Origin of the sequence: Brevibacillus fluminis, from assembly GCF_052072235.1 — a bacterium.
Lineage (GTDB): Bacteria > Bacillota > Bacilli > Brevibacillales > Brevibacillaceae > Brevibacillus_D > Brevibacillus_D fluminis_A.
Genome location: NZ_CM125436.1, coordinates 276,909 through 302,500, shown reverse-complemented (window position 1 = coordinate 302,500; position 25,592 = coordinate 276,909). Strand labels below are relative to the sequence as shown.

Genomic DNA, 25,592 nt, shown 5'->3' with positions numbered 1-25,592 from the left:
CAATCAGCAGGCTCATAAAGCTGCCCATGAAAAAGTTGGACAAGGACCCTCCAAATAGTTCTTCGCGCCCTAACAAAACGCCGGAAAGCAAGCCTCCGATACCGCCCAAAAGCAGTGTCGTCCAGAACATCCAGCCAAATTTACGCACACTCAAACGGCTTCTCCTCCTTACCACATCGCTATGATTGTACCAACCCATACAAGAAAATACTAGCGTAAGAAACGTCTCTTTTGTGTAATTTAAAATCAGGACGGGAAAGGAGGGTGTCCATCCCATGAAAAAAACACATCGTGTCGGTTTGATGCTTGCCGCCCTCATGTTTTTGCTCACCAGCTGCGGTGGCGGAGGTCAAGCCCAACAATCGTCACAACCTGATTATAAAAGCGTCAAGGACATGGTTCTTGACATCATGCAGACGGATGAAGCAAAGAAAGCCGTCTCCAAAATGATGAAGGACGACAAATTCAAACAAAGCATGGTCCTTGATGAATCCACGTTGCGCACGACTCTCATTCAAAGTATTGCCAAGCCGAACAATCCGCAAATCAAAGAAGCGTTCCAGGATCCGAAGTTCACAGCTGCCTTGGCCAAAACGATGAAAACGGAAAACAAGGCGCTGATGAAGGAACTGATGAAAGACCCCGAGTACCAGAAGCTGATGATCGATATCATGAAGGACCCGGAGTATGAAAAAAACATGCTCGACCTCATGAAAAGCTCGGCTTATCGCCAACAAATGATGCAAGTCATGAAGGAATCGCTGAAAAGCCCGCTTTTCCAAGGGGAACTGCTGAAAATCATGCAGAGCGCACAAGAAGAAATGATGAAGCCAAAGCAGTCTACGCAGGAAAGCAAGGGCGGTAAAAGCGGCAAAGGCAAAAAGCAAGGAAAAAGCGGCGGCGGCAGTGGAGACGGTGGCGGGGGCGGAGGCTCATCAAGCTAACCGTTACACATGGTTTCTTGGTTTAAAAAGCTTGGCACTTCCAAGCTTTTTAAACTGTAAAAAAGCCACCCTTTACAGAGTGGCTTTCACTTCACATTTATCAATGACTCGCTGAGCCATTTCCATATACAGCTTTCCGATGGTGCTATCCTGTTTGTATACGGACGGAGAATAATCCGGCTCCTGCGGGTGATTCTCCGGCTGTCCCAACGGGATTTGTGCAAGCAGCTCACATGCAAGCGTCTCCGCCAATTTCGCACCGCCGCCTCGGCCAAATACGAACTCCTTCGAGCCATCTTTCGCTTCATACCATGCCATGTTTTCGACGACCCCGAGGATCTCATGACCGGTACGCATCGCCATAGCCCCCGCACGAGCCGCTACAAAGGCCGCTGTAGGGTGAGGGGTAGTCACAACGATCTCCATGCTTTGCGGAATCATCTGATGGACATCCAGGGCCATATCGCCAGTTCCTGGCGGCAAGTCGAGGAGCAGGTAATCCAGATCTTCTCCCCAGTGTACTTCCGTAAAGAAGTTGCGCAGCATTTTACCCAACATCGGGCCGCGCCAGATTACCGGCGAGTTGTCTTCCACGAAGAATCCCATCGACATGACTTTGACTCCGAATTTGTCGATCGGCAGGATCATTTCGCCAATGATCGTCGGACGCTGTTCGATATTCATCATATCAGGCACACTAAAGCCATAAATATCTGCATCAATGATGCCGACTTTTTTGCCTTGTCTCGCCAATGCTACAGCCAGATTGACAGTGACGGTCGATTTCCCCACTCCACCTTTACCGGATGTTACGGCAATAAACGTAGTGGTGGACTCTTTGGCCAAAATCGGATTGAGCAATGGAGCTTGTCCTGGCTGCTGCTGCTTTTGACCGCCGCGCAGCTGCGCGCTTAATGCTGCGCGCTCTTCATCCGTCATCGCGCCAAAACGAAGGTTCACTTGCTCTGCTCCCAGCGCTTTGATTGCGGCAACGACATCTTCTTCGATCTTGACCTTGAGCGGACAGCCCGAAATGGTCAGCACAACTTCAAGCGATACGGTCGAGCCGTTGATTTGAATATCGCGAATCATGTTCAATTCGACGAGACTGCGATTGATCTCCGGATCTTTCACATCCCGAAGGGCTTCAAGCACTTGCTCCTTCGTAATCATTCTTCCACCTCTATTCACAGTAATGATTCCAGTATGCTCTCCATTTGCGGTCAATTATAGCATATCCGCCAAACAACCGTACAACGGCGATGCACTTACGGAGTATTCGTAATCTTCTCTCCGGCAAAATGACGCAAAATGCCTTGATAAATAGCGTTGGCCATCGCTTTTTGATAAGCGGTATCCTGCAGCTGCTTCGCTTCCTTCGTATTGGACAGAAAACCGACCTCGACCAATACGGCCGGGCAGGTAACCTCGCGAATCAAATAAACGTCATCGGTCTTTTTCGGTACACGATCCGTGTTTTCCATCACCCGCTTGATCTCGTCCTGAATGAGTCCTGCCAGTTCGCCGCTTTCTTTATATGCCGGGTAATAAAACGTTTGCGCGCCCGACCATTTCGGCGACGGAATCGAATTCAAATGGATGCTGATCAAAAAATCAGGGGCATTGGCATTCACGAATTTCACGCGATTGCGCAAATCCTCCGTCTTGCGCTTCCTGATTTTGTTCACATCGGCCGGGGCCAGGTCTTTATCTTCTTCCCTCGTCATGATGACGTACGCACCAGACTCCTGCAAAAAGTCCCGCAGGTACATGCTGATTGGCAGCGATACCTCTTTTTCCACGATCTTCCCATCCTTGCTCACTGCGCCGCCATCGATGCCACCGTGACCAGGATCAATGGCGATGACCGTTCCCGCCAACGGCAATGACCACGCAGTCCAGGACGTGTGTTCAGGCGTTTTATAGGTAAAGATTGCGACGAGTAAAAAAAATGCCAAAACCCAGCCAATCCCTTTTTTTATCACCGCGCGTTCTCCCCTTTTCTCATGTTCTCTCCCATGATATGGGACAGGCGAGAAAATTATGACCAGGCTCCGCAAAACAAGAAAAACCCCTGTCTCCCAAAAGAGACAAGGGTTTTTTCGCCAAATGGCTGATTAACGTTTGGAGAACTGTGGAGCGCGACGAGCAGCTTTGAGACCGTATTTTTTACGTTCTTTCATGCGTGGGTCGCGAGTCAGGAATCCAGCGCGCTTCAGAGCACCGCGGAGTTCTGGGTCTGCTTTCAGCAGAGCACGGGAAACGCCATGACGGATTGCACCAGCTTGGCCAGTTGTACCGCCACCGTTTACATTAACCAATACATCGTAACGACCGAGTGTTTCAGTCAGAACGAGCGGTTGTTTTACGATCAATTTCAGAGTTTCCAAACCAAAATATTTATCCATCTCACGCTTGTTGATTACGATGCGACCTTCGCCCGGAACCAAACGAACGCGTGCTACAGAGTGCTTACGACGACCTGTACCGTAGTATTGAACCTGTGCCACGAGATTTTTCCTCCCTTACTGTTTTAGCCGCGAATTTGCCAAGCTTCTGGTTTTTGCGCTGCATGCGGATGTTCAGAACCTGCATAAACTTTCAACTTGGTGAAGATTTGACGACCCAGACGGTTTTTAGGCAGCATGCCTTTCACTGCGATTTCAAACATGCGGTCTGGGCGAGTCGCGAGCATTTCACCAGCTGTTTTGGATTTCAAACCACCTGGATAAAGGGAGTGAGTGTAGTAGATCTTGTCACTCAGTTTTTTACCAGTCAATTTAATTTTGTCTGCGTTGATTACAACCACGAAATCACCAGCATCAACGTGTGGAGTGAATTCAGGTTTCAATTTACCGCGCAGAATGGATGCTACCTCACTCGCCAAACGACCGAGTGTTTGACCTTCTGCGTCGACGATGTACCATTTGCGCTCTACTTCGAGCGGCTTAGCCATATATGTGGTACGCATGTTTGTCCCTCCTAAATGGTTTCCAGTAAAGAAAAAAATTCGTCGAGGAAGCTGCAACGGGTAGCAACCGACCCTCGTGTGTCTATTACATTCTTCGTTCTTCGTTTTTCAATCCCGGGGCTAGAGTGGGGCTAGCGGGTATGAAAATACCAAGGATCATCATACTACATTCAACCACCACAGTCAAGAACCCAGTAGAAAGCTTATTCATACAAAACCTTCCACATCGTCAAACCCTTGGCTGCGGCTGTCTTGCCTGCCTGCTCCCGGTCACGGGCAGCCAAAATCCGAGCGAAATCGTGCGGATCTCGCTTCCCTTCTCCTACTTCGATCAGCGTACCGGCGATAATCCGCACCATGTTGTAAAGAAACCCGTTTCCTTCACAAATGATCCAGATCAAATCTCCTTCACGCAGGACGTTCAGCTCATAGATCGTGCGGACCTTGTCTTCGACAAAGGTTTTCGCCGAGCAAAACGAGGTGAAATCGTGCTCCCCGATCAAATAGCGGGCAGCCTCCTGCATGCGCTTTACATCCAGAGGATGCCGATAATGATCCGCATAGCGGTGGCGAAACAACTCCGGAACCGCGCCATTGTCGATGCAGTAGCGATACTGCTTGCGTACGACATCGAAACGGGCATGAAAATCAGGGTGGGCTTCCTCTACAGACAATATGACGATAGAGTCGGGCAATTGATTGTTCAACACAAACCGCCATTTCGCAAGCGGAATCGCCGAATGGGTATCAAAGTGAAAAACTTGCCCTTGTGCATGCACACCTGCATCGGTGCGCCCGGAGCCGGCGATCTGGATCGTCTCACCGGTGATCCGCTGCAGCGCAGCCTCTATGGTGCCTTGCACAGTCACCTGCTCGGGCTGAACCTGGAACCCGCTGTAGTCTGTTCCATCGTACGCAACAACGCACTTCAGACGCTTCAACTTCTCCACCATCCTAACAACACAATCAGCGCGACCGCCACGATCAGCACCCACACGTCTTTTCCCGTAAACGAAAGCTGACGCAGCCGGGTGCGCCCCGTCCCGCCGCGATACCCGCGCGCTTCCATCGCCAACGCCAGCTCCTCAGCCCTGCGAAACGAGCTGATGAACAGCGGAATGACGATCGGCACCATGTGCTGTACCCGCTTCAACAAAGATCCGTTGGTAAAATCAGCTCCGCGCGATTGCTGGGCTTTCATGATCTTGTCGGTTTCCTCCAGAAGCGTCGGGATAAACCGCAAAGCAATTGACATCATCAGCGCCACTTCGTGGACAGGCATCTTCAACTTTTTCAGCGGAGCGAACAGACGTTCCAAGCCATCCGTCAGATCCATCGGCGCGGTGGTCAGCGTCAGAAGCGAGCTGATCACCACGAGCAGCCCTAACCGAAGCGAGATGAAAATGGCTTGCCGCACACCTACTTCTTCAATGCTGAACCAACCAATTCGAAAATAAACTTCTCCGCCCTTGGTTAGCAACAAATGAATGATGACGGTAAAAAGCATGAGAAACCAGACGGGCTGAAGTCCTTTGATGATGTAAGCTAGAGAAATACGGGACAACCCGATCGCCCCGATGATGAACAGCACCAGGAGGCCATATGCCGCATAGCTATTGGCGAGAAACACAGCGATCGCAAACAGCACGATAAAGATAAGTTTGCTGCGCGGATCGAGCCGATGTACGGTAGAATTGCCTGGCACATACTGACCGATCGCGACATTTTGCAGCATGCTCACTCAATCGCCCCCTTTTCCGACCGGAGCAGGCGAACCAAATAGTCCGTTAGCTCCTCCTCACGATACAGCGAGAGGGGAATTTGCTTGTCTTGCGGCAGCCTGTTGTTCATCTGCCTGATAAACGATACCGTCTCTGGCACATCAAGGGAAAGCTCGTGCAATCTGTCGCTGTCAGCGAACACGTCCTGTGGCGTTCCCTGCAGCGCGATCTGCCCGCCTGCCATTACGATAAGCCAGTCCGCATACCGAGCAGCCTCTTCCATGCTGTGCGTCACCATGATCGTCGTTAAACGGCGTTCCTTGTGAATATCATAAATTGCCTCAAGGATGGCCTGGCGACCGGCTGGATCCAGCCCTGCGGTCGGTTCATCCAAAACAAGCACACTGGGCTCCATCGCCAAAACCCCGGCAATCGCCACACGTCTCATCTGTCCGCCGCTCAAGCGAAACGGGGACCGATCCTTCATCTCCGCGTAAGAAAGGCCGACAGTGGCAAGCGCCTGCTCGACCCTTTGCTCCGTTTCCGCCGCTGACACGCCGAATTGCATAGGGCCATAGGCCACATCTTTGGCAATCGTTTCTTCAAACAGCTGGTGCTCCGGATATTGAAAGACAATGCCGATATGGCGGCGAAACGCGGGCGTGAGCTTGGTTCCTGGCGTGATCTCCCAATCGCCGACACGAATGCTGCCCGATGTCGGCAATAAAAGGCCATTTAGATGCTGGATTAAGGTCGACTTGCCTGAACCTGTCTGGCCAATGATCCCCACATAGGCACCTGATGGAATGGTCAGCGAGATGTCCGACAGCGCCCTCTTTTCAAAAGGTGTTCCTTTTCCATAGATGTGGCTTACCTGGTCAAAAGCAATCTGCATAGTTCTTCCACCATTCCCTCTTGGCGCAAGGATGGGCTAACGGTTACTCCTGCCTCAGCCAAGCGATGCTGCATGCGGACGGCAAACGGCACATCCAATCCAACTGCCCGCAGCGTTTCATATTCCTGATAAACCTGTCCTGGCGTCCCATCAAGCAGCACCTTCCCGCCGGACATTACGATGACCCGATCCGAGTCGATCGTCTCCTCTGGAAAATGCGTGATATTGAGAACCGTGACCCCATTTGTCCGATGCAGCTGATGGGCCAGCGCCATCACTTCTTTTCGCCCCTGCGGGTCAAGCATCGCGGTTGCCTCATCCATGATGATCACACTCGGCTTCAGTGCCATCACGCCGGCGATCGCCACCCGCTGCTTTTGTCCACCTGACAGCTTATGAGGCTGGCTTAGGGCAAACGACTCCATCTGAACGGAAGCGAGTGCCTCATTTACCCGAATCCTCATCTCGTCGGGAGGGACCCCCAGATTTTCAAGGCCAAAGGCGACGTCATCTTCTACGGTCGTGCCAATGATTTGATTATCAGGATTTTGAAAAATCATTCCGACATTCCGGCGGATTTCCCAAATCGATGCCGTATCCCGGGTATCCATCTGGCAAATTCGCAGGACCCCGCCAGTTGGAACATACAAAGCATTTAAGAGTTTCGCCAGCGTTGACTTGCCTGAACCGTTGTGGCCGATCACAGAGACGAACGACCCTTGCTCGATCGTCAAATCGACGTGGTCGAGCACCTTGGCGCCCTCGCCCTGCTCACCGCTGTAAACATACGAAACTCCCTCTACCTGAATGATTGGAGCACTGCTCATCACTGCTGCCACATCCTTCATGCATTGCATAGAATGTTGCGACAATCAGACGTAAAAAAAGGGCATGATCGAACCCGGTGTTGCACCGAATCCTACCCTCACCCTTTTTACGTCGATCCTTGAATTAAACCAATTCGATATAAGCCATAGGCGCTGCGTCGCCGCGGCGTGGGCCTACTTTGAGGATACGAGTGTATCCGCCATTGCGCTCCGCATAGCGAGGAGCAATGTCATCGAACAGTTTTTGTACAGCGTCGCGGCCCTCTTCAGTTGCTACTTCGTTACGAACGAAAGCAGCTACCTGACGGCGAGCATGCAAGTCGCCACGTTTCGCCAAGGTAATCATTTTTTCAGCAATGGAACGCAATTCTTTCGCTTTTGTCTCCGTTGTTTCGATGCGCTCATTGATGAACAAATCGGTTACCAAGTCGCGGAACAGCGCCTTACGAGCCGAGCTACGACGACCCAATTTACGGTATGCCATTTCCTTACCTCCTTCTTCCTTGCGAGCACTACGTCGAACCTGCTTCTTTGTTCGAGCAAGATACGAGTGCCCTCGGGTGCTTCTTCCTTGCGAGCACTACGTCGAATTTGCATCGTGTTCGAGCAAAATCCGGGTGCCCTCGGGTGCCTCTTACTCGCGAACACTTGAACGAATCACTCCGAATAGTCGAACGTGATTCTGATGTTCGCTAGGTGCCACTTCTACTCATCGTTACGCAAGGAAAGACCCAGTTCTTGAAGTTTTTCTTGAACTTCTTCCAGGGATTTGCGGCCCAGGTTGCGAACTTTCATCATGTCTTCCTCGGATTTTTGTGTCAGCTCTTGAACCGTGTTGATACCAGCACGTTTCAAGCAGTTATAGGAACGTACGGAAAGATCGAGTTCTTCAATCGTCATCTCCAGAACTTTTTCTTTCTTGTCTTCCTCTTTTTCAACCATGATTTCCGCATCTTTCGCCTCATCGGTCAGGCCGACGAACAGGTTCAAGTGCTCATTCATGATTTTTGCACCGAGGCTAACTGCTTCCTCAGGGCTGATGCTGCCATTAGTCCATACTTCAAGCGTTAACTTATCATAGTTCGTCATTTGCCCGACACGGGTATTTTCGACCTGATAGTTGACACGCTTGATAGGCGTATAGATCGAATCGATCGGTATTACACCGATTGGTTGATCCTCGGTTTTATTGCCATCCGCTTGAACATAACCTCGTCCGCGTCCAGCTGTCATGCGAATGTGCAGACGACCGCCTTTTGCAAGTGTAGCGATGTGGAGATCAGGGTTCAAAATCTCAACGTCGCTATCGGCACGGATATCTCCGGCCTTCACTGCGCCTTCGCCTTCCGCATCAATCTCGATGACTTTCTCTTCATCCGAATGGATTTTGAGAGCAAGGCCCTTGATGTTCAGGATGATTTCTGTGACGTCTTCCACAACACCCTCAACAGTCGAGAACTCATGCAGTACACCATCGATTTGGACCGAGGTCACAGCAGCACCTGGCAAAGACGACAGAAGGATGCGTCTCAGCGAGTTACCAAGGGTTGTGCCATAACCACGCTCAAGGGGTTCAACGACGAATTTCCCGTACAGGTTATTCTCGTCTACTTCCACAACCTCGATTCTTGGTTTTTCTATTTCTATCATTAAACAAACCCTCCTTCAAAACGTCGAAATTCGCGGGTGGGCTCATTCAAGCCCACTCATGAATTTCCTGCGGCGGTTTACCGTTTGCGTGCATGTCAAGCAAAATCAGCAGAATCTACCATTGTAGTATGGACATCTTCTGAACTTTATAAACCCGGTTACACGCGGCGACGTTTTGGTGGACGGCAGCCGTTGTGCGGAATTGGGGTAACATCTTTAATCATGTTAACTTCCAAACCAGCTGCTTGCAAAGAACGAATTGCTGCTTCACGACCGGCACCCGGTCCTTTTACCAGCACTTCGCAAGAACGCATTCCATGGTCCATTGCAACTTTAGCTGCAGTTTCTGCTGCCATTTGCGCTGCGAATGGAGTGCTCTTACGCGAACCCCGGAAGCCGAGGGCACCAGCACTAGACCAAGAAATTGCGTTACCGTGCGTATCAGTGATTGTTACGATCGTGTTGTTGAACGTGGAGCGGATATGTGCTACGCCGACTTCAACGTTTTTACGATCGCGACGACGGGTGCGAGTAGCAGCCGCTTGTTTTCTTTTCGCCATGTCAGTTTACCCTCCTTTACTTCTTCTTGTTCGCTACTGTACGGCGTGGACCTTTACGCGTACGAGCATTGGTTTTTGTACGTTGACCGCGAACAGGCAGTCCGCGACGATGGCGAATCCCACGGAAGCAACCGATTTCCATCAAACGCTTGATCGCAAGCGAGATGTCACGGCGCAGGTCACCTTCAACTTTAATGTTCTTATCGATGTACTCACGAAGTTTGCTAACTTCGTCTTCAGTCAGCTCGCGAACGCGAGTATCCGGATTCAGTCCGGTGGACGCAAGAATACGCTGGGAAGTTGGACGACCGATACCAAAGATATAGGTCAAAGCAACTTCAACGCGCTTTTCACGAGGCAAGTCAACGCCTGCAATACGTGCCATTCTTTAAAAGCACCTCCTTGAGTGTTTATCCTTGTTTTTGCTTATGCTTTGGATTTTCACAAATAACCATAACGTTACCTTTGCGACGAATGACCTTGCATTTTTCGCAGATCGGTTTCACCGACGGTCTCACTTTCATGGTTCTTGCCTCCCTTTTCTAGGGTCAAAAACGCTGCTTTAGCGTTCTGCTTATTTATAGCGGTATGTGATGCGACCGCGCGTCAAGTCATAAGGTGACAGTTCAACGGTAACTTTATCCCCCGGTAGGATGCGGATAAAGTGCATGCGAATCTTACCAGATACATGTGCCAATACCTTGTGGCCGTTCTCCAGTTCTACACGGAACATAGCGTTCGGCAAAGGCTCGATCACAGTACCTTCTACTTCAATGACATCGTCTTTGGCCATTCGTTCGGCTCTCCTTTCGTCTGTTGCCAGTCTGAACTAAAGTCTTGTCAGAATCTCATAGCCTTCTTCCGTAATGGCGACGGTGTGTTCGTAGTGAGCACAATTTTTCCCGTCAACCGTTACGACCGTCCATTTGTCCGCCAGGGTACGGACATAACGTTCGCCAGCATTCACCATCGGTTCAACTGCCAAAACCATTCCTGGTTTTAACCTAGGCCCTCTCCCCGGAGGACCGAAGTTCGGGATTTGCGGGTCCTCATGCAAATTGTGACCGATGCCATGACCGACATATTCACGTACTATCGTGAACCCTGCCGCTTCGGCATGGATTTGAATCGCATGAGAGATATCAGAGAGACGGGCACCGGGAACGATTTGTTCCAGGCCTTTGTAAAGCGACTCCTCTGTCACTCTCATCAAGCGCTTATCATCGTCGGAAATCTCACCGACTGCATAGGTCCACGCAGAGTCGCCGTGAAATCCTTCGAATAGAGCCCCGATATCAAGACTAATGATATCGCCTTCTTGCAGCGTCCGTTTGCCCGGTATGCCATGTACGAGTTCTTCATTGACTGAAGCACAGATACTACCTGAAAAGCCGCCGTAGCCTTTGAACGATGGTGCCGCACCTTTACTGCGAATAAAGGTTTCGGCCAGTTCATCAAGCTGTTTCGTCGTAACGCCCGGCTTTATTGCTTTGGCCAGCTCTTGGTGGGTTTGGGCGACGATCCGACCCGCCTCCCGCATCACATCAAGCTCCATTCTCGATTTCAGAATGATCATGCCGGGTTACCCTCGCAATAAGCTTGCAATATCGGTGAACACCTTGTCGATGTCCTGCTCACCATCGATTGTACGCAGAAGACCAAGCCCTGTGTAATAGTCAATCAATGGTTGCGTTTGTGCGATATTTACATCCAGTCGCTGTGTAACAACTTCCACCTTATCGTCATCACGTTGGTACAGCTCGCCTTGATCTTTGTCGCACACGCCAGCAACTTGCGGCGGATTGAACAAAGTATGGTAGCTTGATCCGCAAACTTTGCAGATCCAACGGCCCGTGAGACGATCGATGAGCAGCTCACGACGTACATCAATATTGATAACGTGGTCAATCTCGCGCCCCATATCCTTCAGCGTGGCAGTAAGTGCCTCAGCCTGTGGTACAGTGCGTGGGAAACCATCGAGAAGAAAGCCTTTTGCGCAATCATCCTCTGTCAAACGTTCCCGCACAATGCCGATCACAATCTCATCCGGAACCAACAAGCCTTTATCCATGTAGGATTTGGCTTCTAATCCAAGCGCCGTTTCGTTCTTAACGGCAGCTCGGAAAATGTCGCCGGTAGAAATATGCGGGATGTTAAAATCTTTTACGATCCGTTCAGCCTGGGTGCCTTTGCCGGCGCCAGGTAAACCCATCAGTATAATATTCACGTCCATCCCCCCGTCCATCTCTAAACAACCTTGGTCTATTTAATGAACCCTTTGTAGTGACGCTTAATCAACTGGCTCTCGATCTGCTTCATCGTATCCAGCACGACACCGATCACAATGAGAAGTGATGTACCGCCGATGTAAACCGACTGCGGTAACTGTGCCAATGCGCTGAAGAAGAATGGCAATACCGAGATAGCGGTCAAGAAAAGCGCCCCGGCCAAAGTCAATCGGTTCAACGTACGTGTAATGAAAACCTCGGTGTTTTTGCCAGGTCGGATACCAGGAATGTAACCGCCATTTTTCCTCATGTTTTCTGCCAGTTGCACAGGGTTAATCTGTACAAACGTGTAGAAATACGTGAAGCCGATAATCAGGATGGCGTACAGCGTCATGCCTAACGGAGCTGTAACCTGGAAGTTATGATAAATCCAGTTTGCAATCCCTTCACCAGACGCATCTGCCCAAAAGCTAGCGATTGTGGACGGGAAAATTACCAATGAGATCGCGAAGATCACAGGGATAACGCCCGCCGAGTTAATCTTTAATGGAATGTGAGTCGATTGTCCGCCGAACATTTTACGCCCGACAACACGCTTCGCATACTGTACAGGGATCTTACGAACACCCTGCTGCATAAAGATAACACCGACAATAATTCCGACAATAACCGCCAAAATTACAACCAATTTTACAATCGTAAAGAAGAGGTTAGCCGTCGGATCGGTAAATTGGGTTTGATAAACCGTCGCAATATGATTGTGGATATTGGCAACGATCCCGGCAACGATGATAATCGATATCCCGTTCCCGATCCCTTTTTCCGTAATTTGCTCACCGAGCCACATCAGGAAAGCAGTACCTGCCGTCAGCGTAACCGCAATCAGCGCGTAGCTCCAAATGGAGGTGTCGGTCAGCAAACCTTTGTACATGTTATTGAAACCGTACGTCATCCCAACGGACTGGACAAAGCCGAGCACAACCGTAAAGTAGCGAGTAACCTGCGCGATTTTACGACGTCCGACTTCACCCTCGCGTGCCCATTGCGTGAACTTCGGAACAACCTCCATGGAGAGAAGCTGCATGATGATCGAAGCAGTGATATACGGCATGATACCCATCGCAAAGATCGAGAAGTTCTTGATCGCTCCACCGGAAAAGGTATTGAGCAGACCCAGCAAGTTGTTCGAAGCCGAACCTTGCTGCAGAAGTTCTACGTTTACGTTGGGTACTGGTACGAAGCTCCCAATTCGGAAGACGACAAGCATCAAAAGGGTAAAAACAACCTTTCGACGCAAGTCGCCTATCTTAAAAATGTTCGAGAGGCTCGCTAACATTAGATCACCTCGGTAGTTCCACCGACTTGAGCGATCTTTTCAGCAGCACTAGCAGAGAACTTGTGTGCTTTCACAGTCAATTTTGCAGTCAATTCGCCTGTTGCCAGAACTTTAACGCCATCGCGCAGAGCGCTGATTACGCCAGTTTCTTTCAACAGTTCCGGGGTTACTACCGTGCCATCTTCAAAACGATTCAACGCATCGAGGCTGACGATTGCATACTCTTTGCGGCTGATGTTTGTGAAGCCTCGCTTAGGCAGACGACGGTACAATGGGTTTTGACCACCTTCAAAGCCCAAGCGTACACCACCACCGGAACGTGCGTTTTGACCTTTGTGACCTTTACCTGCAGTTTTACCAGTTCCGCTCGCGATACCGCGTCCGATACGTTTACGTTCTTTACGGGAACCTTCTGCTGGTTTCAGTTCATGCAATTTCATAAGTCGCACCTCCTCACTGTTACAACTGTTTATGCTTCGATTTCTTTAACTTCAACGAGATGTTTCACTTTAAAGATCATACCGCGCATTGCCGCATTGTCCGGCTTAACAACGGTTTGGTGAATCTTACGAAGACCGAGTGCTTGAACTGTTGCTTGTTGATCAACAGTGCGACCAATCAGGCTGCGCTTGAGGGTGACTTGAAGAGATTTCGCCATGTTCAATTCCCTCCTTCTTAACCTAACAACTCGTCAACAGTCTTACCGCGCAACTTCGCGACATCTTCCGCTGTTTTCAGGCGGCCGAGGCCTTCCAGCGTTGCGTTGACCATGTTGATCGGATTGTTGGAACCTAAAGACTTGCTCAAAACATCGCCTACTCCAGCCAATTCAAGAACCGCACGAACAGGGCCACCTGCGATTACACCAGTACCTTCAGCAGCTGGTTTAATCAACACACGACCTGAGCCAAAATGGCACAGAACTTCATGTGGTACAGTTGTTCCTTTCAGCGGAACGCGGATTAACTTTTTCTTAGCGTCATCAATTGCTTTACGAATTGCGTCTGGTACTTCTTGGGCTTTACCCATACCAGCGCCTACGTGGCCGTTACGGTCGCCAACTACAACCAAGGCGCTGAAGCTCATACGGCGACCACCTTTAACCGTCTTAGCTACGCGGTTAACGGCGACTACTTTCTCTTCCAGCTCTAACTTGCTAGCGTCGATACGCATTCCTTTACCTCCTTGTGCAATGATTAGAATTGCAGACCAGCTTCACGTGCTGCGTCAGCAAGAGCTTTTACACGTCCGTGGTACAGATAACCACCGCGGTCGAAAACTACCTCAGTCAGTCCTTTACCTGCTGCGCGTTGAGCGATCAGGGTACCTACTGCTGCAGCAGCTTCTACATTGCTTCCGTTTTTCAAGCTCAGTTCTTTATCCAGCGAAGATGCGGAGGCAATTGTTGCACCTGTTGCATCATCGATCAGTTGTGCATAAATGTGTTTGGATGAACGGAATACGTTCAAACGTGGGCGGAGCCCAGTACCTGCCAAGCGTTTACGGATACGCAGATGGCGTTTTTTCCGTGCTTTGTTTTTATCGCCTTTTGTAAACATCACGCGGCCTCCTTTCTCAAAAAACTACGCGGTTTATTTACCCTTTTTACCTTCTTTGCGACGAACAACTTCGTTGCTGTATTTGATACCTTTGCCTTTGTATGGCTCAGGTTTACGCAGCGAACGGATTTCGGCAGCAATTTGGCCAACACGCTCTTTATTGATACCTTTGATAACCAAAGTAGTTTGGTTAGGTACATCGATTTCGATTCCCTCTTCAGGAGTAACCTCTACTGGATGAGAGAAACCGAGAGACAAAGTAATACCATTGCCAGATTTGGCAGCACGGTACCCGACGCCCACCAGTTCCAACGTACGGGTAAATCCTTCAGACACACCAGCCACCATATTTGCAACAAGTGCGCGAGTCGTACCGTGCAAGGAACGATGAAGTTTATTGTCGCTTGGACGCTCAATGTTAACTTCGTTTTCAGAAATGTTGATAGTGATATCTGGGTGGAAACTGCGAACCAGAGTACCCTTAGGGCCTTTTACCGTCAGCTCAGAACCATTCAGGCTGAGTGTAACGCCTGCAGGGACCGCTATCGGCTTTCTACCGACACGAGACATGTCTTGCACCTCCTGGATTATCTAAAAAGCATTACCAAACGTAAGCGAGCACTTCTCCACCTACATGTGTTTGACGAGCTTGTTTGTCAGTCATCAGTCCAGCAGAAGTGGAGATGATCGCCAAACCAAGTCCGCCCAAAACGCGAGGAATTTCGTTGTTTTTCGCGTAAACGCGAAGCCCAGGCTTACTGATGCGTTTCAGTCCTGTAATTACGCGCTCGTTGTTCGGGCCGTATTTCAGGAACACACGGATAATGCCTTGCTTGTTATCTTCAACGAACTCAGCATCGCGGATGAAACCTTCTTCTTTCAGTACGCGAGCGATTTCCTTCTTGATTGTGGATGCAGGGATTTCAACTTTCTCCATACGCACCATGTTGGCGTTACGGATACGAGTCAGCATATCTGCAATTGGGTCAGTCATAACCATGAGAATAAACCTCCTTCCCGTCTAAATTACCAGCTTGCTTTCTTCACGCCTGGAATTTGGCCTTTGTATGCCAGTTCACGGAAACAAATACGGCACAGCTTAAATTTGCGAAGAACGGAATGCGGACGGCCGCAACGTTCGCAACGAGTGTATGCTTGAACAGCAAATTTAGGCTTTCTTTGCTGTTTGACGATCATTGATTTTTTTGCCACGTTTTTCCCTCCTAACGATAGGGTTTATTTACGGAATGGCATACCCATCTGCGTCAACAGTTCGCGACTTTCCTCGTCTGTTTTTGCAGACGTTACGATTACGATATCCATACCACGAACTTTATCGATTTTATCGTACTCAATCTCTGGGAAGATGAGCTGCTCTTTCAAACCGAGTGTGTAGTTGCCGCGACCATCAAATGCTTTCGAGGAGATACCACGGAAGTCACGTACGCGAGGCAAGGATACATTCATCAGTTTGTCGAGGAAGTGGTACATACGCTCGCCGCGCAGTGTCACTTTCGCACCGATAGGCATATCTTCACGCAACTTGAAACCGGCGATGGATTTCTTCGCACGAGTAACCACCGGTTTTTGACCAGAGATCAGTTGCAGATCCTCCAGGGCAGTATCCAAAGCTTTGGAGTTAGCTACCGCTTCACCAACACCCATGTTGATGATGATTTTTTCTACTTTAGGCACCTGCATAACGGAAGAGTAGTTGAACTTCGCCATCAGAGCAGGCACGATTTCTTGCGTGTACTTTTCTTTCAATCTTGTTGCCATTTAGGACATCCTCCTTTCCGACCTGACTACTTGTCAATTGTTTCGCCAGATTTTTTTGCAACCCGAACTTTTTGACCGTTATCCAGTACCTTGTACCCGATACGAGTAGCAGTGCCGGACTTTGGATCGATATGAGCAACGTTGGATACATGGATCGGCGCTTCTTGCGTTACAATGCCGCCTTGCGGATTGGATTGCGAAGGGCGAGTATGCTTTTTGATCAAGTTCACGCCTTCAACCAGAACGCGATCCTTTTTCGGATAAGCAGCCAACACACGACCTTTTTTACCTTTATCTTTACCGGAGATTACGATAATGGTATCGCCTTTTTTAACGTGCATCGCTTGGTGCACCTCCTATCGAAGAAACTACAACACTAGCGGCTCTTACAATACTTCTGGAGCCAAGGAGATAATTTTCATGAAATCTTTATCACGGAGCTCACGAGCAACCGGTCCAAAGATACGAGTTCCGCGTGGGGATTTATCTTCTTTGATAATCACCGCTGCGTTCTCATCAAAACGAATGTAAGAACCGTCGTTACGACGTACGCCGTTAGAGCTACGAACGATTACTGCTTTAACAACTTGGCCTTTCTTGACAACGCCACCGGGTGTAGCGGATTTTACAGAGCACACGATAACATCACCGATGTTAGCCGTTTTGCGACCGGAACCACCCAGTACCTTAATGCACATAAGTTCTTTCGCGCCGGAGTTGTCGGCAACAGCCAGTCTCGTTTGAGTTTGGATCACTTATAGTCCCTCCTTTCGGATTTTCTCATCCGAAATCTTACTTATACGATAACTGCCTCTTGGACGATAGAAACCAAACGGAATCGTTTATCTTTCGAGAGCGGACGAGTTTCCATGATCTCGACGATATCACCGATTTTTGCCGAGTTGTTTTCGTCATGAGCCTTAAATTTCTTCGAATACTTTACACGTTTACCGTACAAAGGATGCTTTTTGTAGGTCTCAACCAGTACCACGATGGTTTTATCCATTTTGTCGGATACTACGCGACCTTGCACCGTTCTACGTGCGTTGCGTTCTGCGGTCATCGTTCCAACCTCCTTCCTTAAATTAGCCGATTCCTAATTCTCTCTGGCGCAGGATGGTCTTCGCGCATGCGATGTCCTTACGCACCAGTTTAATACGAGAGGTGTTCTCCAGTTGACCGGTAGCCAATTGGAAACGAAGGTTGAACAGCTCCTCTTTCAAGGAAGCGATGTTTTGCTCGATTTCGGCAGTGGTCAAGTTACGGAATTCATTAGCCTTCATGTGCGTCACCACCCACTTCTTCGCGCTTCACGAACTTGCATTTGATCGGCAGTTTGTGCATTGCAAGACGCATAGCTTCGCGCGCTACTTCTTCAGATACACCGGCAATTTCAAACATGATCTTGCCTGGTTTAACAACAGCTACCCATTTCTCAGGCGAACCTTTACCGGAACCCATCCGAACTTCCAACGGCTTTTGCGTGATTGGTTTGTCAGGGAAAATCTTGATCCATACTTTACCGCCACGGCGCATATAGCGAGTCATCGCAATACGAGCGGATTCGATCTGACGGTTGGTTACCCAAGATGGTTCAAGAGCTTGTAAACCGTATTCACCAAACGCCAAGGTAGTGCCGCCTTTTGCGTTACCGGTCATGCGACCGCGATGTTGCTTACGGTGTTTTACGCGTTTAGGTACTAACATGTTTACTTGCCTCCTTCCTGAGCTTCAACATTCTTTCTCGCAGGAAGCACTTCACCACGGTAGATCCACACTTTTACGCCGATGCGGCCATAAGTTGTGTGAGCTTCTGCAGTACCGTAGTCGATGTCAGCACGCAGCGTGTGAAGTGGAACTGTACCTTCGCTGTAACCTTCGGAACGAGCGATGTCCGCTCCGCCCAAACGGCCGGAAACCAGCGTTTTGATACCTTTCGCGCCTGCACGCAGTGTGCGAGTGATCGTTTGTTTTTGTGCTCTACGGAAAGAAATGCGGTTTTCCAATTGACGAGCGATATTTTCAGCTACCAGAGTAGCATCCAAATCAGGTTTTTTCACTTCATTGATGTTGATGTGAACGCGTTTGCCAGTCATATCACTGAGGGTTTTGCGCAGGTTTTCAACCTCAGCTCCACCTTTACCAATTACCATGCCAGGCTTAGCGGTGTGAATCGACACGTTTACGCGATTTGCAGCGCGTTCGATTTCAATCGTAGATACAGCAGCGTCTTTTAGACGGCCTTTAACATACTTGCGGATGCGAAGGTCTTCATGCAACAGGGCTGCGAAATCTTTGTCTGCGTACCACTTGGATTCCCAGTCGCGGATAACGCCGATGCGAAGACCTACCGGGCTTACCTTTTGACCCACACGTAATCCCTCCTTTAGCTATTATTTCTCTTTTAATACCACCGTTACGTGGCTAGTGCGTTTATGGATACGGCTAGCGCGTCCCATAGCACGCGGACGGAAACGTTTCAAAGTAGGACCTTGGTCAACGAATACTTGACCAACCACCAGGCTGTTAACGTCCATTTCGTAGTTGTGCTCAGCGTTAGCGATAGCAGACTTCAGAACTTTTTCCACAACTGGGGAAGCGGCCTTCGGCGTATGCTTGAGAATCGCCAAAGCCTCACCAACTTGCTTGCCTCTGATCAGATCAACAACGAGTCGAACTTTACGAGGAGCAATGCGAATGTAGCGAGCAATCGCTTTGGATTCCATAATTGTACCTCCTCTCTACTGAAGAGAAAATTAGCGCTTCTTGGATTTCTTGTCGTTATCTACGTGACCTTTGAAAGTACGTGTTGGAGCGAATTCGCCCAACTTGTGACCTACCATGTCCTCTGTCACGTAAACCGGTACGTGCTTACGGCCATCATAAACCGCAAACGTGTGACCGATAAAGTCAGGGAAGATTGTCGAACGACGCGACCACGTTTTCACAACGCGTTTCTCGTTTTTCTCGTTCAAAACCTCAACCTTTTTCATCAAATGGTCATCAACGAAAGGGCCCTTTTTCAAGCTGCGTCCCATACGTTAACCTCCCTTCGCATTCATGAGTTCGGTTATGCGTTCATCCTACCTTACTTTTTACGGCGGCGGACGATGTATTGATTGCTCTTGTTCTTTTTCTTGCGAGTTTTGAGACCCAAAGTAGGTTTACCCCATGGAGTAACTGGTGCTTTACGTCCGATAGGAGCGCGACCTTCACCACCACCGTGCGGGTGATCATTCGGGTTCATTACGCTACCGCGCACAGTTGGACGAACACCCAACCAACGGGAACGACCAGCTTTACCGATGTTGATCAATTCGTGATCCAGGTTACCCACTTGGCCGATTGTTGCACGGCACTCTTTGTGGAAACGACGGATCTCACCGGAGCCCAGACGAACGATTACGAAATCGCCATCGCGACCCAGCAATTGAGCTTCTACACCAGCAGCGCGAGCGATTTGTCCGCCTTTGCCAGGTTTCAACTCGATGTTATGGATGGTAGTACCAACTGGAATGTTTTCCAATGGCAACGCGTTACCTGTTTTGATGTCCGCATCTGCGCCGGAGAAGATTTGATCTCCTACTTTCAGGCCGAGTGGAGCCAGGATGTAACGTTTTTCACCATCTGCATAGTTGATCAGAGCGATGTTAGCAGAACGGTTTGGATCGTACTCGATCGTTGCAACGCGGCCTGCGATACCATCTTTGTTACGTTTGAAGTCAATAATGCGATATTTACGCTTATGACCGCCACCTTGATGACGAACGGTGATTCTACCTTGGTTGTTGCGACCAGCATTTTTGTTAAGTGGCGCTAACAGAGATTTCTCCGGGGTGGAGGTTGTGATCTCTTCAAATGTAGAAACCGTCATTTGGCGACGACCAGGAGAAGTTGGTTTAAACTTTTTGATACCCATTTAATTTCCCTCCTTATCGGTAGTCGTCGAGGTTATACGCCTTCGTAGAATTCCAGCTCTTTGCTGTCAGCAGTCAGTGTTACGATTGCTTTTTTCCACTCGGAAGTATATCCGGAATATTTACCGTAGCGTTTTGGTTTCGCAGGAACACGAACTGTGTTGACTGCAGCCACTTTCACGCCGAATACTTTCTCAACGGCTTGTTTTACTTCGGTTTTGTTGGCTTTCAAAGGTACTTCGAAAACGTACTTCTTATCTGCCATCATGTCAGTGGTGCGCTCCGTAATGACAGGGCGCTTGATTACATCGTGAAGGCTCTTCATTAGGCGAGCACCTCCTCTACTTTCGCAACCGCTTCTTTGGTTACGATCACTTTGTCATGTGCGACCAGATCCAGAACGTTAACGCCTGCAGCATCAACAAACTTGGCACCTGGGATGTTACGAGCGGAAAGAGCTACGTTTTGATCATACTCGGAAGTAACGATCAGAACTTTGCGATCCACTTTCAAGCTGTTCAGTACGCTTGCCATTTCCTTGGTTTTAGGAGCAGCCAGGCTCAATGCATCGAGTACGAACAGTTCGTTGTTTTGTACTTTGGAAGACAGCGCGGATTTCAGAGCCAGACGACGCACTTTACGGTTCAGTTTGTAACCGTATTTGCGTGGAGTTGGTCCGAATACAACGCCACCGCCTTTCCATTGCGGAGCACGGATAGAGCCTTGACGGGCACGACCTGTACCTTTTTGTTTCCAAGGTTTACGTCCACCACCAGCAACTTCCGAACGGTTTTTCACGTCATGAGTACCTTGACGTTGGGACGCTTGCTGCATAACGATCGCATCAAACAGTACAGCTTCGTTTGGCTCGATACCAAAAACGCTGTCTGCCAATTCGATCTCACCAACTTGCGCTCCTGTTTGGTTATAAAGAGCTACTTTTGGCATGTCAGTTCCTCCTTTCTTACTTGCTCTTAACAGCCGTACGAACGACTACCAAGCTGTTCTTTGGTCCAGGAACAGATCCTTTTACCAAGATAAGATTGCGGTCAGTGTCGACTTTCACGACTTCAAGGTTTTGAATCGTTACGTTGTCGCCACCCATTTGACCAGGCAAAGTTTGACCTTTGAAAACGCGGCCAGGGTTGATAGAACCGAGGGAACCAGGACCACGATGGTAGCGCGAACCGTGAGCCATAGGACCGCGAGCTTGATTGTGGCGCTTGATCGCACCTGCGAATCCTTTACCTTTGGTTACGCCGGCAACGTCGACGATTTCTCCTTCGGCGAATACATCAGCTTTCAACTCTTGACCAACCTCGTAGCTTGCGAGGTCTACACCGCGAATTTCGCGAACGAAGCGCTTAGGAGCCGTGTTGGCTTTAGCTGCATGACCTTTTTCAGGTTTGTTCGCGCGGTGATCTTTTTTGTCTTCAAAACCGAGCTGGATCGCTTCGTAGCCATCGTTATCAGCATCTTTCTTTTGAAGAACAACGCACGGACCAGCTTCGATTACAGTTACAGCGATCGCCGTGCCGTTCGGTGCGAATACCTGAGTCATACCCAGTTTCTTCCCTAAGATTCCTTTGGTCATTATTGCCACCTCCTGTGAATAATTCGTAAACAGTGTCGTTTACATGTGTTCATTGTAATGAGTGTTGTATCAAGTCCCTACCGATGCGCAGGGGTGCAGTTACGGGAATTACTGAAGAATTTGCGATTACAGCGGGCTTGTCAAGACAACGCCTGCGTGTGTGTCGCGTTTTCTTGCTTACAGTTTGATTTCGATATCTACACCAGAAGGCAGATCCAGACGCATCAGAGCATCAACTGTTTGTGGTGTTGGATTCAAAATATCGATCAGGCGCTTGTGTGTGCGCATTTCGAATTGTTCGCGGGAATCCTTGTACTTGTGTACCGCACGCAGGATTGTGTAAACCGCTTTTTCGGTAGGAAGCGGAATCGGACCAGATACATTAGCACCGGAACGTTTCGCTGTGTCTACGATTTTCTCAGCGGATTGATCGAGGATTTTGTGATCATACGCTTTGAGACGGATACGAATCTTTTGTTTTGCCATTTTAGTCCCTCCTTTTTCGCCCATTTTATAACGGACATTTCTCCGTGGAAATATCCTGAACCCCAGCCATGGCAAAGGGGCCGGGTGTGTCAGCAACCTCCCACATCATCGCAAGTCCATGACCAACATTCACTATTGTACTAAAAACAGATAGGCAACGCAAGTTTTTTTAATCAAGAATCGCAATTCCTTTTTCTTCATCTATAATAGACTTGTTTTGCGCCCGATAAACCCTCGGTGCCACTAGCTATTTTACAACAAACGCGGTACAGTTTCCTTAGCAAAGAAAGGAGAAATGACGATGCCTGAAATCATCGGCAACCCCTACGACATGATCGGCGGTGCTCCAACGGTCGCTCGATTGGTCGATGTCTTTTATAATTATGTCAAACAGGACCCGTACCTGTCCCCGATCTTCCCGGACGATTTGACCGAGACAAAAGCGAAACAATATAAATTCCTCACGCAGTTTCTCGGCGGACCGACCTTATATAACGATGAGTACGGTCATCCCATGCTGCGGGCACGGCATATACCTTTCCCCATTACACCAAAGCGCGCGGAGGCATGGCTGTCTTGCATGAACGCAGCCATGGACACGATCGGACTCGAAGGCCATGTGCGCCATGCAATTTTTGAACGACTGACTTTAACAGCTCATCATATGGTGAATCGCCGGGAAGACGAAAATGAAAAAGCGAAGGACTAACCCTTCGCTTTTTCTATTTTATTAGCGGGACTGTCTTGCTTCCATTTGTGCGTACCGCATGGATGACCTGGCTGTCTCTTTCCGACTGCGGTTGCTTAATTCCCAAGTAAACCCCCGCCACAATCAGGACGACCGCCACCCCATGCACCCACTGTAACTGCTCACCCAACAGGATGGCTGCAAAAATCAGGCTCGCGAACGGCATGCCATTTAAAAAGATCGCCGTTCTACTTGCACCTAATCGACGAATTCCGTAGTTCCATCCTAATGCGCCGAGACCCGTTGCGAAAATTCCCGATGCCAAAATGACCAGCCACGTGAATGGTTCCGTATTAATAGAAGAAAAGACACTCCATGGGTAAATGATTGCGGCAATCACCCATAGCAAAACCGCTGCGATGATTTGCGAGTAAACCGTGATCATAATGGTGGGAACCCCGTGTTTGGCTGCTGCACGGATCACCAATCCACCCAACACATAAGAGATCATCGAGAAAAACACCAATGCATCTCCCCAACCGCTTAAACCGACCTGTCCGTTCTCCCTTGATAGCACAACAAGCAGCACACCGCCAAATCCCAGCAGCACGCCAATCAGCTTACGCCCTGTCAGTTTTTCACCCAGGAGCGGTACAGCCAACAAGGATGTTACCAACGGATTCAAACCGAGCAGCAATGACGTATTGCCCGCTGTTGTCGAGGTAATCCCGTTGGCGAGCAACGTTTGGTGGAACACGATCGAAAATAAAGCTGCGCCGATGATCAAAAACCAGCCCTTCCTTCCAATTGACACCTTTTCCTTTTGCCAATAAATCACTGGCACAAGAACAAGTGCGGCCACCGTCATGCGAATGGCGGCGATCAGCACCGGCGGAAAAAACGAGAGGTATTTGACCATCACCACGTTCAAACCCCAAATCGCAATCACGCCGACAAGCAAACCGTACACATACTTCTCTCTACCCATTTTGCACATCGCCTTTTCTCGAAAAACGCACGCCTGTTTTTCGGTAATGTTCGTTCCGATAAGGGAGTCTTTCCCTCGTTGCATTACGTATTGTAGCACGGACCCGACCATTGCAGCATTGAATCATTTTGATAAGTATGATGTAAGTTTTCGATTACACGCCTGCACCCATTCAAAACAAAAAACCCGACAGCTTTTGACGGCTGTCGGGTTGTAAGAAAAAACTATTCGATGATGGAAGCTACTACGCCTGCACCTACAGTGCGGCCACCCTCACGGATAGCGAAACGAGTACCTTGCTCCATCGCAACTTTGGAGATCAGTTCTACAGTGAACTCAGTGTTGTCGCCTGGCATTACCATTTCAACGCCTTCTGGGAGTTGGATGATACCAGTTACGTCAGTTGTACGGAAGTAGAATTGTGGACGGTAGTTAGCAAAGAAAGGAGTGTGACGGCCGCCCTCTTCTTTGGACAGAACGTAAACTTCTGCTTTGAACTTGGAGTAAGGCTTAACGGAAGCTGGTTTCGCCAAGCATTGTCCACGCTCGATGTCTTTACGCTCAACACCGCGCAGCAGTGCGCCGATGTTGTCACCAGCTTGAGCTTGATCCAGCAATTTGCGGAACATCTCAACGCCAGTTACAGTTGTTGTGCGAGTTTCTTCAGCCAGACCAACGATTTCTACTTGGTCACCAACTTTAACGATACCGCGCTCAACGCGACCAGTAGCAACTGTACCACGACCAGTGATCGTGAACACGTCCTCTACAGGCATCAAGAAAGGTTTGTCAGTTGCACGCTCAGGAGTTGGGATGTAGCTGTCAACAGCGTCCATCAGTTCGATAACGCGTTGAGCCCATTCGCCAGTAGGATTGTCCAAAGCTTCTTTAGCGGAACCTTTGATTACTGGGATATCGTCACCTGGGAACTCGTATTGGGAGAGCAGGTCACGGATTTCCATTTCAACCAGTTCCAACAACTCTTCATCGTCAACCATGTCGCATTTGTTCATGAATACAACGATGTAAGGAACGCCTACTTGGCGGGACAGCAGGATGTGTTCGCGAGTTTGTGGCATTGGGCCGTCAGCTGCGGATACAACCAGGATTGCGCCGTCCATTTGAGCAGCACCAGTGATCATGTTTTTAACATAGTCAGCATGGCCTGGGCAGTCTACGTGAGCGTAGTGACGGTTGTCAGTTTCGTACTCAACGTGTGCAGTGTTGATTGTGATACCGCGCTCTTTTTCTTCTGGAGCAGCGTCGATGGAAGCATAAGCCATAGCTTTTGCTTTACCTTGTTGTGCCAATACAGTTGTGATAGCAGCAGTCAGGGTAGTTTTACCATGGTCAACGTGGCCGATGGTACCGATGTTTACGTGCGGTTTATTACGTTCAAACTTTTCTTTTGCCATGAGAGTTTAATCCTCCTCAAAAAGTGAAATTGAG

Annotated in this window: 43 protein-coding genes (1 of these 43 only partly in view); 2 read left to right on the top strand and 41 right to left on the bottom strand. The window is 49.2% G+C overall.

Going from position 1 to position 25,592, the window contains the following annotated elements; translation table 11 throughout:
- Nucleotides 1-154 carry the start of a KinB-signaling pathway activation protein gene (locus tag ACTID9_RS01820; RefSeq protein WP_441069580.1) on the bottom strand. 434 nt of this gene lie to the left of the window's left edge, so only the first 154 of its 588 coding nucleotides appear in the window; its start codon is at nt 152-154; the stop codon falls past the left edge of the window.
- 121 nt (nt 155-275) lie between these two features.
- Between ACTID9_RS01820 and gerD the strand changes: the two genes are divergently transcribed.
- Nucleotides 276-944: a spore germination lipoprotein GerD gene (gene gerD / locus ACTID9_RS01815; protein WP_441069579.1), complete on the top strand. Its 669-nt coding sequence runs from the start codon at nt 276-278 to the stop codon at nt 942-944.
- A gap of 72 nt (nt 945-1,016) precedes the next feature.
- On the opposite strand, the gene ACTID9_RS01810 is transcribed toward gerD, so the two are convergent.
- From ACTID9_RS01810 to rpsJ, 38 genes are all read right to left on the bottom strand, one after another.
- Complete coding sequence (locus ACTID9_RS01810) at nt 1,017-2,117, bottom strand: P-loop NTPase (RefSeq protein WP_441069578.1); 1,101 nt, start codon at nt 2,115-2,117, stop codon at nt 1,017-1,019.
- Nucleotides 2,118-2,212: 95 nt separating this feature from the next.
- Nucleotides 2,213-2,929, bottom strand: coding sequence for an N-acetylmuramoyl-L-alanine amidase CwlD (gene cwlD / locus ACTID9_RS01805; RefSeq protein WP_441069577.1), 717 nt, complete (start codon nt 2,927-2,929; stop codon nt 2,213-2,215).
- Between the two features lie 132 nt (nt 2,930-3,061).
- Nucleotides 3,062-3,454: a 30S ribosomal protein S9 gene (gene rpsI, locus ACTID9_RS01800; RefSeq protein ID WP_122921640.1), complete on the bottom strand. Its 393-nt coding sequence runs from the start codon at nt 3,452-3,454 to the stop codon at nt 3,062-3,064.
- Nucleotides 3,455-3,477: 23 nt separating this feature from the next.
- Complete coding sequence (gene rplM / locus ACTID9_RS01795) at nt 3,478-3,915, bottom strand: 50S ribosomal protein L13 (RefSeq protein WP_441069576.1); 438 nt, start codon at nt 3,913-3,915, stop codon at nt 3,478-3,480.
- Between the two features lie 203 nt (nt 3,916-4,118).
- Nucleotides 4,119-4,856: a tRNA pseudouridine(38-40) synthase TruA gene (gene truA, locus ACTID9_RS01790; RefSeq protein ID WP_441069575.1), complete on the bottom strand. Its 738-nt coding sequence runs from the start codon at nt 4,854-4,856 to the stop codon at nt 4,119-4,121.
- Nucleotides 4,853-5,650: an energy-coupling factor transporter transmembrane component T family protein gene (locus ACTID9_RS01785; protein WP_441072358.1), complete on the bottom strand. Its 798-nt coding sequence runs from the start codon at nt 5,648-5,650 to the stop codon at nt 4,853-4,855. The genes truA and ACTID9_RS01785 overlap by 4 nt, the downstream gene beginning before the upstream one ends.
- 2 nt (nt 5,651-5,652) lie before the next feature.
- The gene (locus tag ACTID9_RS01780) at nt 5,653-6,531 is read right to left on the bottom strand and encodes an energy-coupling factor transporter ATPase (RefSeq protein WP_441069574.1); all 879 of its coding nucleotides are present in this window, start codon (nt 6,529-6,531) and stop codon (nt 5,653-5,655) included.
- Nucleotides 6,507-7,358: an energy-coupling factor transporter ATPase gene (locus ACTID9_RS01775; RefSeq protein ID WP_441069573.1), complete on the bottom strand. Its 852-nt coding sequence runs from the start codon at nt 7,356-7,358 to the stop codon at nt 6,507-6,509. Before ACTID9_RS01775 ends, ACTID9_RS01780 begins: the two co-directional genes overlap by 25 nt.
- Nucleotides 7,359-7,482: 124 nt before the next feature.
- Nucleotides 7,483-7,842 (bottom strand): 50S ribosomal protein L17, encoded by a 360-nt coding sequence (gene rplQ, locus ACTID9_RS01770; protein ID WP_122921631.1) that lies wholly within the window; start codon nt 7,840-7,842, stop codon nt 7,483-7,485.
- Between the two features lie 221 nt (nt 7,843-8,063).
- Nucleotides 8,064-9,008, bottom strand: a complete 945-nt coding sequence (locus ACTID9_RS01765) for a DNA-directed RNA polymerase subunit alpha (protein WP_122921630.1) — start codon at nt 9,006-9,008, stop codon at nt 8,064-8,066.
- A gap of 158 nt (nt 9,009-9,166) precedes the next feature.
- The gene (gene rpsK, locus ACTID9_RS01760; protein ID WP_122921629.1) at nt 9,167-9,568 is read right to left on the bottom strand and encodes a 30S ribosomal protein S11; all 402 of its coding nucleotides are present in this window, start codon (nt 9,566-9,568) and stop codon (nt 9,167-9,169) included.
- 16 nt (nt 9,569-9,584) lie between these two features.
- Nucleotides 9,585-9,953, bottom strand: coding sequence for a 30S ribosomal protein S13 (gene rpsM / locus ACTID9_RS01755; protein ID WP_122921627.1), 369 nt, complete (start codon nt 9,951-9,953; stop codon nt 9,585-9,587).
- Between the two features lie 25 nt (nt 9,954-9,978).
- Nucleotides 9,979-10,092: a 50S ribosomal protein L36 gene (rpmJ, locus tag ACTID9_RS01750; RefSeq protein WP_003333770.1), complete on the bottom strand. Its 114-nt coding sequence runs from the start codon at nt 10,090-10,092 to the stop codon at nt 9,979-9,981.
- Nucleotides 10,093-10,142: 50 nt separating this feature from the next.
- On the bottom strand, nt 10,143-10,361 hold the full coding sequence (gene infA, locus ACTID9_RS01745) for a translation initiation factor IF-1 (RefSeq protein WP_003333772.1): 219 nt from the start codon (nt 10,359-10,361) through the stop codon (nt 10,143-10,145).
- 36 nt (nt 10,362-10,397) lie between these two features.
- A complete protein-coding gene (gene map, locus ACTID9_RS01740; protein WP_122921626.1) occupies nt 10,398-11,144 on the bottom strand; it encodes a type I methionyl aminopeptidase in 747 nt (248 codons plus the stop codon).
- Between the two features lie 6 nt (nt 11,145-11,150).
- A complete protein-coding gene (locus ACTID9_RS01735) occupies nt 11,151-11,795 on the bottom strand; it encodes an adenylate kinase (protein ID WP_441069572.1) in 645 nt (214 codons plus the stop codon).
- 35 nt (nt 11,796-11,830) lie between these two features.
- A complete protein-coding gene (gene secY, locus ACTID9_RS01730) occupies nt 11,831-13,132 on the bottom strand; it encodes a preprotein translocase subunit SecY (protein ID WP_441069571.1) in 1,302 nt (433 codons plus the stop codon).
- Entirely contained in the window at nt 13,132-13,572 is a 441-nt protein-coding gene (rplO, locus tag ACTID9_RS01725) for a 50S ribosomal protein L15 (RefSeq protein WP_441069570.1), read from the bottom strand. Before rplO ends, secY begins: the two co-directional genes overlap by 1 nt.
- Before the next feature lie 29 nt (nt 13,573-13,601).
- A complete protein-coding gene (rpmD, locus tag ACTID9_RS01720) occupies nt 13,602-13,790 on the bottom strand; it encodes a 50S ribosomal protein L30 (RefSeq protein WP_122921622.1) in 189 nt (62 codons plus the stop codon).
- A gap of 17 nt (nt 13,791-13,807) precedes the next feature.
- Entirely contained in the window at nt 13,808-14,305 is a 498-nt protein-coding gene (gene rpsE / locus ACTID9_RS01715) for a 30S ribosomal protein S5 (RefSeq protein WP_441069569.1), read from the bottom strand.
- Nucleotides 14,306-14,328: 23 nt separating this feature from the next.
- On the bottom strand, nt 14,329-14,691 hold the full coding sequence (rplR, locus tag ACTID9_RS01710; RefSeq protein WP_441069568.1) for a 50S ribosomal protein L18: 363 nt from the start codon (nt 14,689-14,691) through the stop codon (nt 14,329-14,331).
- Between the two features lie 33 nt (nt 14,692-14,724).
- On the bottom strand, nt 14,725-15,261 hold the full coding sequence (rplF, locus tag ACTID9_RS01705) for a 50S ribosomal protein L6 (RefSeq protein ID WP_441069567.1): 537 nt from the start codon (nt 15,259-15,261) through the stop codon (nt 14,725-14,727).
- A 31-nt stretch (nt 15,262-15,292) separates the two neighbouring features.
- Nucleotides 15,293-15,691 carry a 30S ribosomal protein S8 gene (rpsH, locus tag ACTID9_RS01700; protein WP_441069566.1) on the bottom strand — a complete coding sequence of 133 codons (399 nt, stop codon included), beginning with the start codon at nt 15,689-15,691 and terminating at the stop codon, nt 15,293-15,295.
- Nucleotides 15,692-15,717: 26 nt separating this feature from the next.
- Nucleotides 15,718-15,903 (bottom strand): type Z 30S ribosomal protein S14, encoded by a 186-nt coding sequence (locus tag ACTID9_RS01695; RefSeq protein WP_122921617.1) that lies wholly within the window; start codon nt 15,901-15,903, stop codon nt 15,718-15,720.
- 24 nt (nt 15,904-15,927) lie between these two features.
- The gene (rplE, locus tag ACTID9_RS01690) at nt 15,928-16,470 is read right to left on the bottom strand and encodes a 50S ribosomal protein L5 (RefSeq protein WP_441069565.1); all 543 of its coding nucleotides are present in this window, start codon (nt 16,468-16,470) and stop codon (nt 15,928-15,930) included.
- Nucleotides 16,471-16,496: 26 nt separating this feature from the next.
- Entirely contained in the window at nt 16,497-16,811 is a 315-nt protein-coding gene (gene rplX, locus ACTID9_RS01685) for a 50S ribosomal protein L24 (protein ID WP_441069564.1), read from the bottom strand.
- Between the two features lie 45 nt (nt 16,812-16,856).
- Entirely contained in the window at nt 16,857-17,225 is a 369-nt protein-coding gene (rplN, locus tag ACTID9_RS01680) for a 50S ribosomal protein L14 (protein ID WP_441069563.1), read from the bottom strand.
- A gap of 41 nt (nt 17,226-17,266) precedes the next feature.
- Entirely contained in the window at nt 17,267-17,533 is a 267-nt protein-coding gene (gene rpsQ, locus ACTID9_RS01675) for a 30S ribosomal protein S17 (protein ID WP_441069562.1), read from the bottom strand.
- Between the two features lie 22 nt (nt 17,534-17,555).
- Nucleotides 17,556-17,753, bottom strand: coding sequence for a 50S ribosomal protein L29 (rpmC, locus tag ACTID9_RS01670; RefSeq protein ID WP_122921611.1), 198 nt, complete (start codon nt 17,751-17,753; stop codon nt 17,556-17,558).
- Complete coding sequence (gene rplP, locus ACTID9_RS01665; RefSeq protein WP_122921610.1) at nt 17,743-18,177, bottom strand: 50S ribosomal protein L16; 435 nt, start codon at nt 18,175-18,177, stop codon at nt 17,743-17,745. Before rplP ends, rpmC begins: the two co-directional genes overlap by 11 nt.
- Before the next feature lie 2 nt (nt 18,178-18,179).
- Nucleotides 18,180-18,842: a 30S ribosomal protein S3 gene (gene rpsC / locus ACTID9_RS01660; protein WP_441069561.1), complete on the bottom strand. Its 663-nt coding sequence runs from the start codon at nt 18,840-18,842 to the stop codon at nt 18,180-18,182.
- 21 nt (nt 18,843-18,863) lie between these two features.
- The gene (gene rplV / locus ACTID9_RS01655) at nt 18,864-19,196 is read right to left on the bottom strand and encodes a 50S ribosomal protein L22 (protein WP_441069560.1); all 333 of its coding nucleotides are present in this window, start codon (nt 19,194-19,196) and stop codon (nt 18,864-18,866) included.
- Between the two features lie 30 nt (nt 19,197-19,226).
- Nucleotides 19,227-19,508 (bottom strand): 30S ribosomal protein S19, encoded by a 282-nt coding sequence (rpsS, locus tag ACTID9_RS01650; protein WP_441069559.1) that lies wholly within the window; start codon nt 19,506-19,508, stop codon nt 19,227-19,229.
- 50 nt (nt 19,509-19,558) lie between these two features.
- A complete protein-coding gene (rplB, locus tag ACTID9_RS01645; RefSeq protein ID WP_441069558.1) occupies nt 19,559-20,389 on the bottom strand; it encodes a 50S ribosomal protein L2 in 831 nt (276 codons plus the stop codon).
- Nucleotides 20,390-20,421: 32 nt separating this feature from the next.
- Nucleotides 20,422-20,712 (bottom strand): 50S ribosomal protein L23, encoded by a 291-nt coding sequence (gene rplW / locus ACTID9_RS01640; RefSeq protein WP_441069557.1) that lies wholly within the window; start codon nt 20,710-20,712, stop codon nt 20,422-20,424.
- Nucleotides 20,712-21,335, bottom strand: coding sequence for a 50S ribosomal protein L4 (rplD, locus tag ACTID9_RS01635; protein WP_441069556.1), 624 nt, complete (start codon nt 21,333-21,335; stop codon nt 20,712-20,714). Before rplD ends, rplW begins: the two co-directional genes overlap by 1 nt.
- Nucleotides 21,336-21,351: 16 nt before the next feature.
- Entirely contained in the window at nt 21,352-21,981 is a 630-nt protein-coding gene (gene rplC, locus ACTID9_RS01630) for a 50S ribosomal protein L3 (protein WP_441069555.1), read from the bottom strand.
- Nucleotides 21,982-22,158: 177 nt separating this feature from the next.
- Nucleotides 22,159-22,467 carry a 30S ribosomal protein S10 gene (gene rpsJ, locus ACTID9_RS01625; RefSeq protein ID WP_005828858.1) on the bottom strand — a complete coding sequence of 103 codons (309 nt, stop codon included), beginning with the start codon at nt 22,465-22,467 and terminating at the stop codon, nt 22,159-22,161.
- Nucleotides 22,468-22,768: 301 nt separating this feature from the next.
- Here rpsJ and ACTID9_RS01620 point away from each other — a divergent pair, with 301 nt between their 5' ends.
- Nucleotides 22,769-23,176 (top strand): globin domain-containing protein, encoded by a 408-nt coding sequence (locus ACTID9_RS01620; RefSeq protein ID WP_441069554.1) that lies wholly within the window; start codon nt 22,769-22,771, stop codon nt 23,174-23,176.
- A 13-nt stretch (nt 23,177-23,189) separates the two neighbouring features.
- Here the strand turns inward: ACTID9_RS01620 and ACTID9_RS01615 are convergent, their stop codons facing one another.
- Nucleotides 23,190-24,143, bottom strand: a complete 954-nt coding sequence (locus tag ACTID9_RS01615) for a DMT family transporter (RefSeq protein ID WP_441069553.1) — start codon at nt 24,141-24,143, stop codon at nt 23,190-23,192.
- Between the two features lie 224 nt (nt 24,144-24,367).
- Entirely contained in the window at nt 24,368-25,558 is a 1,191-nt protein-coding gene (gene tuf / locus ACTID9_RS01610) for an elongation factor Tu (protein WP_441069552.1), read from the bottom strand.
- Nucleotides 25,559-25,592 lie beyond the last annotated feature (34 nt).

What these genes read in the sequence shown, in the direction of transcription:
- rpmD (WP_122921622.1), bottom strand. Translation starts at nt 13,790, where the DNA reads ATGGCGAAATCTCTTCAAGTCACCCTCAAGCGCAGCCTGATTGGTCGC.
- ACTID9_RS01765 (WP_122921630.1), bottom strand. Translation starts at nt 9,008, where the DNA reads ATGATAGAAATAGAAAAACCAAGAATCGAGGTTGTGGAAGTAGACGAG.
- rpsS (WP_441069559.1), bottom strand. Translation starts at nt 19,508, where the DNA reads ATGGGACGCAGCTTGAAAAAGGGCCCTTTCGTTGATGACCATTTGATG.
- rplR (WP_441069568.1), bottom strand. Translation starts at nt 14,691, where the DNA reads ATGTTTACAAAAGGCGATAAAAACAAAGCACGGAAAAAACGCCATCTG.
- rplV (WP_441069560.1), bottom strand. Translation starts at nt 19,196, where the DNA reads ATGGAATCCAAAGCGATTGCTCGCTACATTCGCATTGCTCCTCGTAAA.
- rpsH (WP_441069566.1), bottom strand. Translation starts at nt 15,691, where the DNA reads ATGGTTATGACTGACCCAATTGCAGATATGCTGACTCGTATCCGTAAC.
- rplM (WP_441069576.1), bottom strand. Translation starts at nt 3,915, where the DNA reads ATGCGTACCACATATATGGCTAAGCCGCTCGAAGTAGAGCGCAAATGG.
- rpmJ (WP_003333770.1), bottom strand. Translation starts at nt 10,092, where the DNA reads ATGAAAGTGAGACCGTCGGTGAAACCGATCTGCGAAAAATGCAAGGTC.
- rplC (WP_441069555.1), bottom strand. Translation starts at nt 21,981, where the DNA reads ATGACCAAAGGAATCTTAGGGAAGAAACTGGGTATGACTCAGGTATTC.
- rpsM (WP_122921627.1), bottom strand. Translation starts at nt 9,953, where the DNA reads ATGGCACGTATTGCAGGCGTTGACTTGCCTCGTGAAAAGCGCGTTGAA.
- rplQ (WP_122921631.1), bottom strand. Translation starts at nt 7,842, where the DNA reads ATGGCATACCGTAAATTGGGTCGTCGTAGCTCGGCTCGTAAGGCGCTG.
- rpsQ (WP_441069562.1), bottom strand. Translation starts at nt 17,533, where the DNA reads ATGACCGCAGAACGCAACGCACGTAGAACGGTGCAAGGTCGCGTAGTA.
- rplF (WP_441069567.1), bottom strand. Translation starts at nt 15,261, where the DNA reads ATGTCTCGTGTCGGTAGAAAGCCGATAGCGGTCCCTGCAGGCGTTACA.
- rplD (WP_441069556.1), bottom strand. Translation starts at nt 21,335, where the DNA reads ATGCCAAAAGTAGCTCTTTATAACCAAACAGGAGCGCAAGTTGGTGAG.
- rplO (WP_441069570.1), bottom strand. Translation starts at nt 13,572, where the DNA reads ATGAAATTGCATGAACTGAAACCAGCAGAAGGTTCCCGTAAAGAACGT.
- ACTID9_RS01780 (WP_441069574.1), bottom strand. Translation starts at nt 6,531, where the DNA reads ATGCAGATTGCTTTTGACCAGGTAAGCCACATCTATGGAAAAGGAACA.
- gerD (WP_441069579.1), top strand. Translation starts at nt 276, where the DNA reads ATGAAAAAAACACATCGTGTCGGTTTGATGCTTGCCGCCCTCATGTTT.
- ACTID9_RS01775 (WP_441069573.1), bottom strand. Translation starts at nt 7,358, where the DNA reads ATGAGCAGTGCTCCAATCATTCAGGTAGAGGGAGTTTCGTATGTTTAC.
- rplW (WP_441069557.1), bottom strand. Translation starts at nt 20,712, where the DNA reads ATGAAGAGCCTTCACGATGTAATCAAGCGCCCTGTCATTACGGAGCGC.
- secY (WP_441069571.1), bottom strand. Translation starts at nt 13,132, where the DNA reads ATGTTAGCGAGCCTCTCGAACATTTTTAAGATAGGCGACTTGCGTCGA.
- rpmC (WP_122921611.1), bottom strand. Translation starts at nt 17,753, where the DNA reads ATGAAGGCTAATGAATTCCGTAACTTGACCACTGCCGAAATCGAGCAA.
- infA (WP_003333772.1), bottom strand. Translation starts at nt 10,361, where the DNA reads ATGGCCAAAGACGATGTCATTGAAGTAGAAGGTACTGTGATCGAGCCT.
- rplX (WP_441069564.1), bottom strand. Translation starts at nt 16,811, where the DNA reads ATGCACGTTAAAAAAGGCGATACCATTATCGTAATCTCCGGTAAAGAT.
- ACTID9_RS01785 (WP_441072358.1), bottom strand. Translation starts at nt 5,650, where the DNA reads ATGCTGCAAAATGTCGCGATCGGTCAGTATGTGCCAGGCAATTCTACC.
- rpsE (WP_441069569.1), bottom strand. Translation starts at nt 14,305, where the DNA reads ATGCGTATCGACGCTAGCAAGTTAGAGCTGGAAGAGAAAGTAGTCGCC.
- map (WP_122921626.1), bottom strand. Translation starts at nt 11,144, where the DNA reads ATGATCATTCTGAAATCGAGAATGGAGCTTGATGTGATGCGGGAGGCG.
- rpsK (WP_122921629.1), bottom strand. Translation starts at nt 9,568, where the DNA reads ATGGCGAAAAGAAAACAAGCGGCTGCTACTCGCACCCGTCGTCGCGAT.
- rplP (WP_122921610.1), bottom strand. Translation starts at nt 18,177, where the DNA reads ATGTTAGTACCTAAACGCGTAAAACACCGTAAGCAACATCGCGGTCGC.
- tuf (WP_441069552.1), bottom strand. Translation starts at nt 25,558, where the DNA reads ATGGCAAAAGAAAAGTTTGAACGTAATAAACCGCACGTAAACATCGGT.
- rplE (WP_441069565.1), bottom strand. Translation starts at nt 16,470, where the DNA reads ATGGCAACAAGATTGAAAGAAAAGTACACGCAAGAAATCGTGCCTGCT.
- ACTID9_RS01615 (WP_441069553.1), bottom strand. Translation starts at nt 24,143, where the DNA reads ATGGGTAGAGAGAAGTATGTGTACGGTTTGCTTGTCGGCGTGATTGCG.
- ACTID9_RS01810 (WP_441069578.1), bottom strand. Translation starts at nt 2,117, where the DNA reads ATGATTACGAAGGAGCAAGTGCTTGAAGCCCTTCGGGATGTGAAAGAT.
- rpsJ (WP_005828858.1), bottom strand. Translation starts at nt 22,467, where the DNA reads ATGGCAAAACAAAAGATTCGTATCCGTCTCAAAGCGTATGATCACAAA.
- ACTID9_RS01620 (WP_441069554.1), top strand. Translation starts at nt 22,769, where the DNA reads ATGCCTGAAATCATCGGCAACCCCTACGACATGATCGGCGGTGCTCCA.
- rplB (WP_441069558.1), bottom strand. Translation starts at nt 20,389, where the DNA reads ATGGGTATCAAAAAGTTTAAACCAACTTCTCCTGGTCGTCGCCAAATG.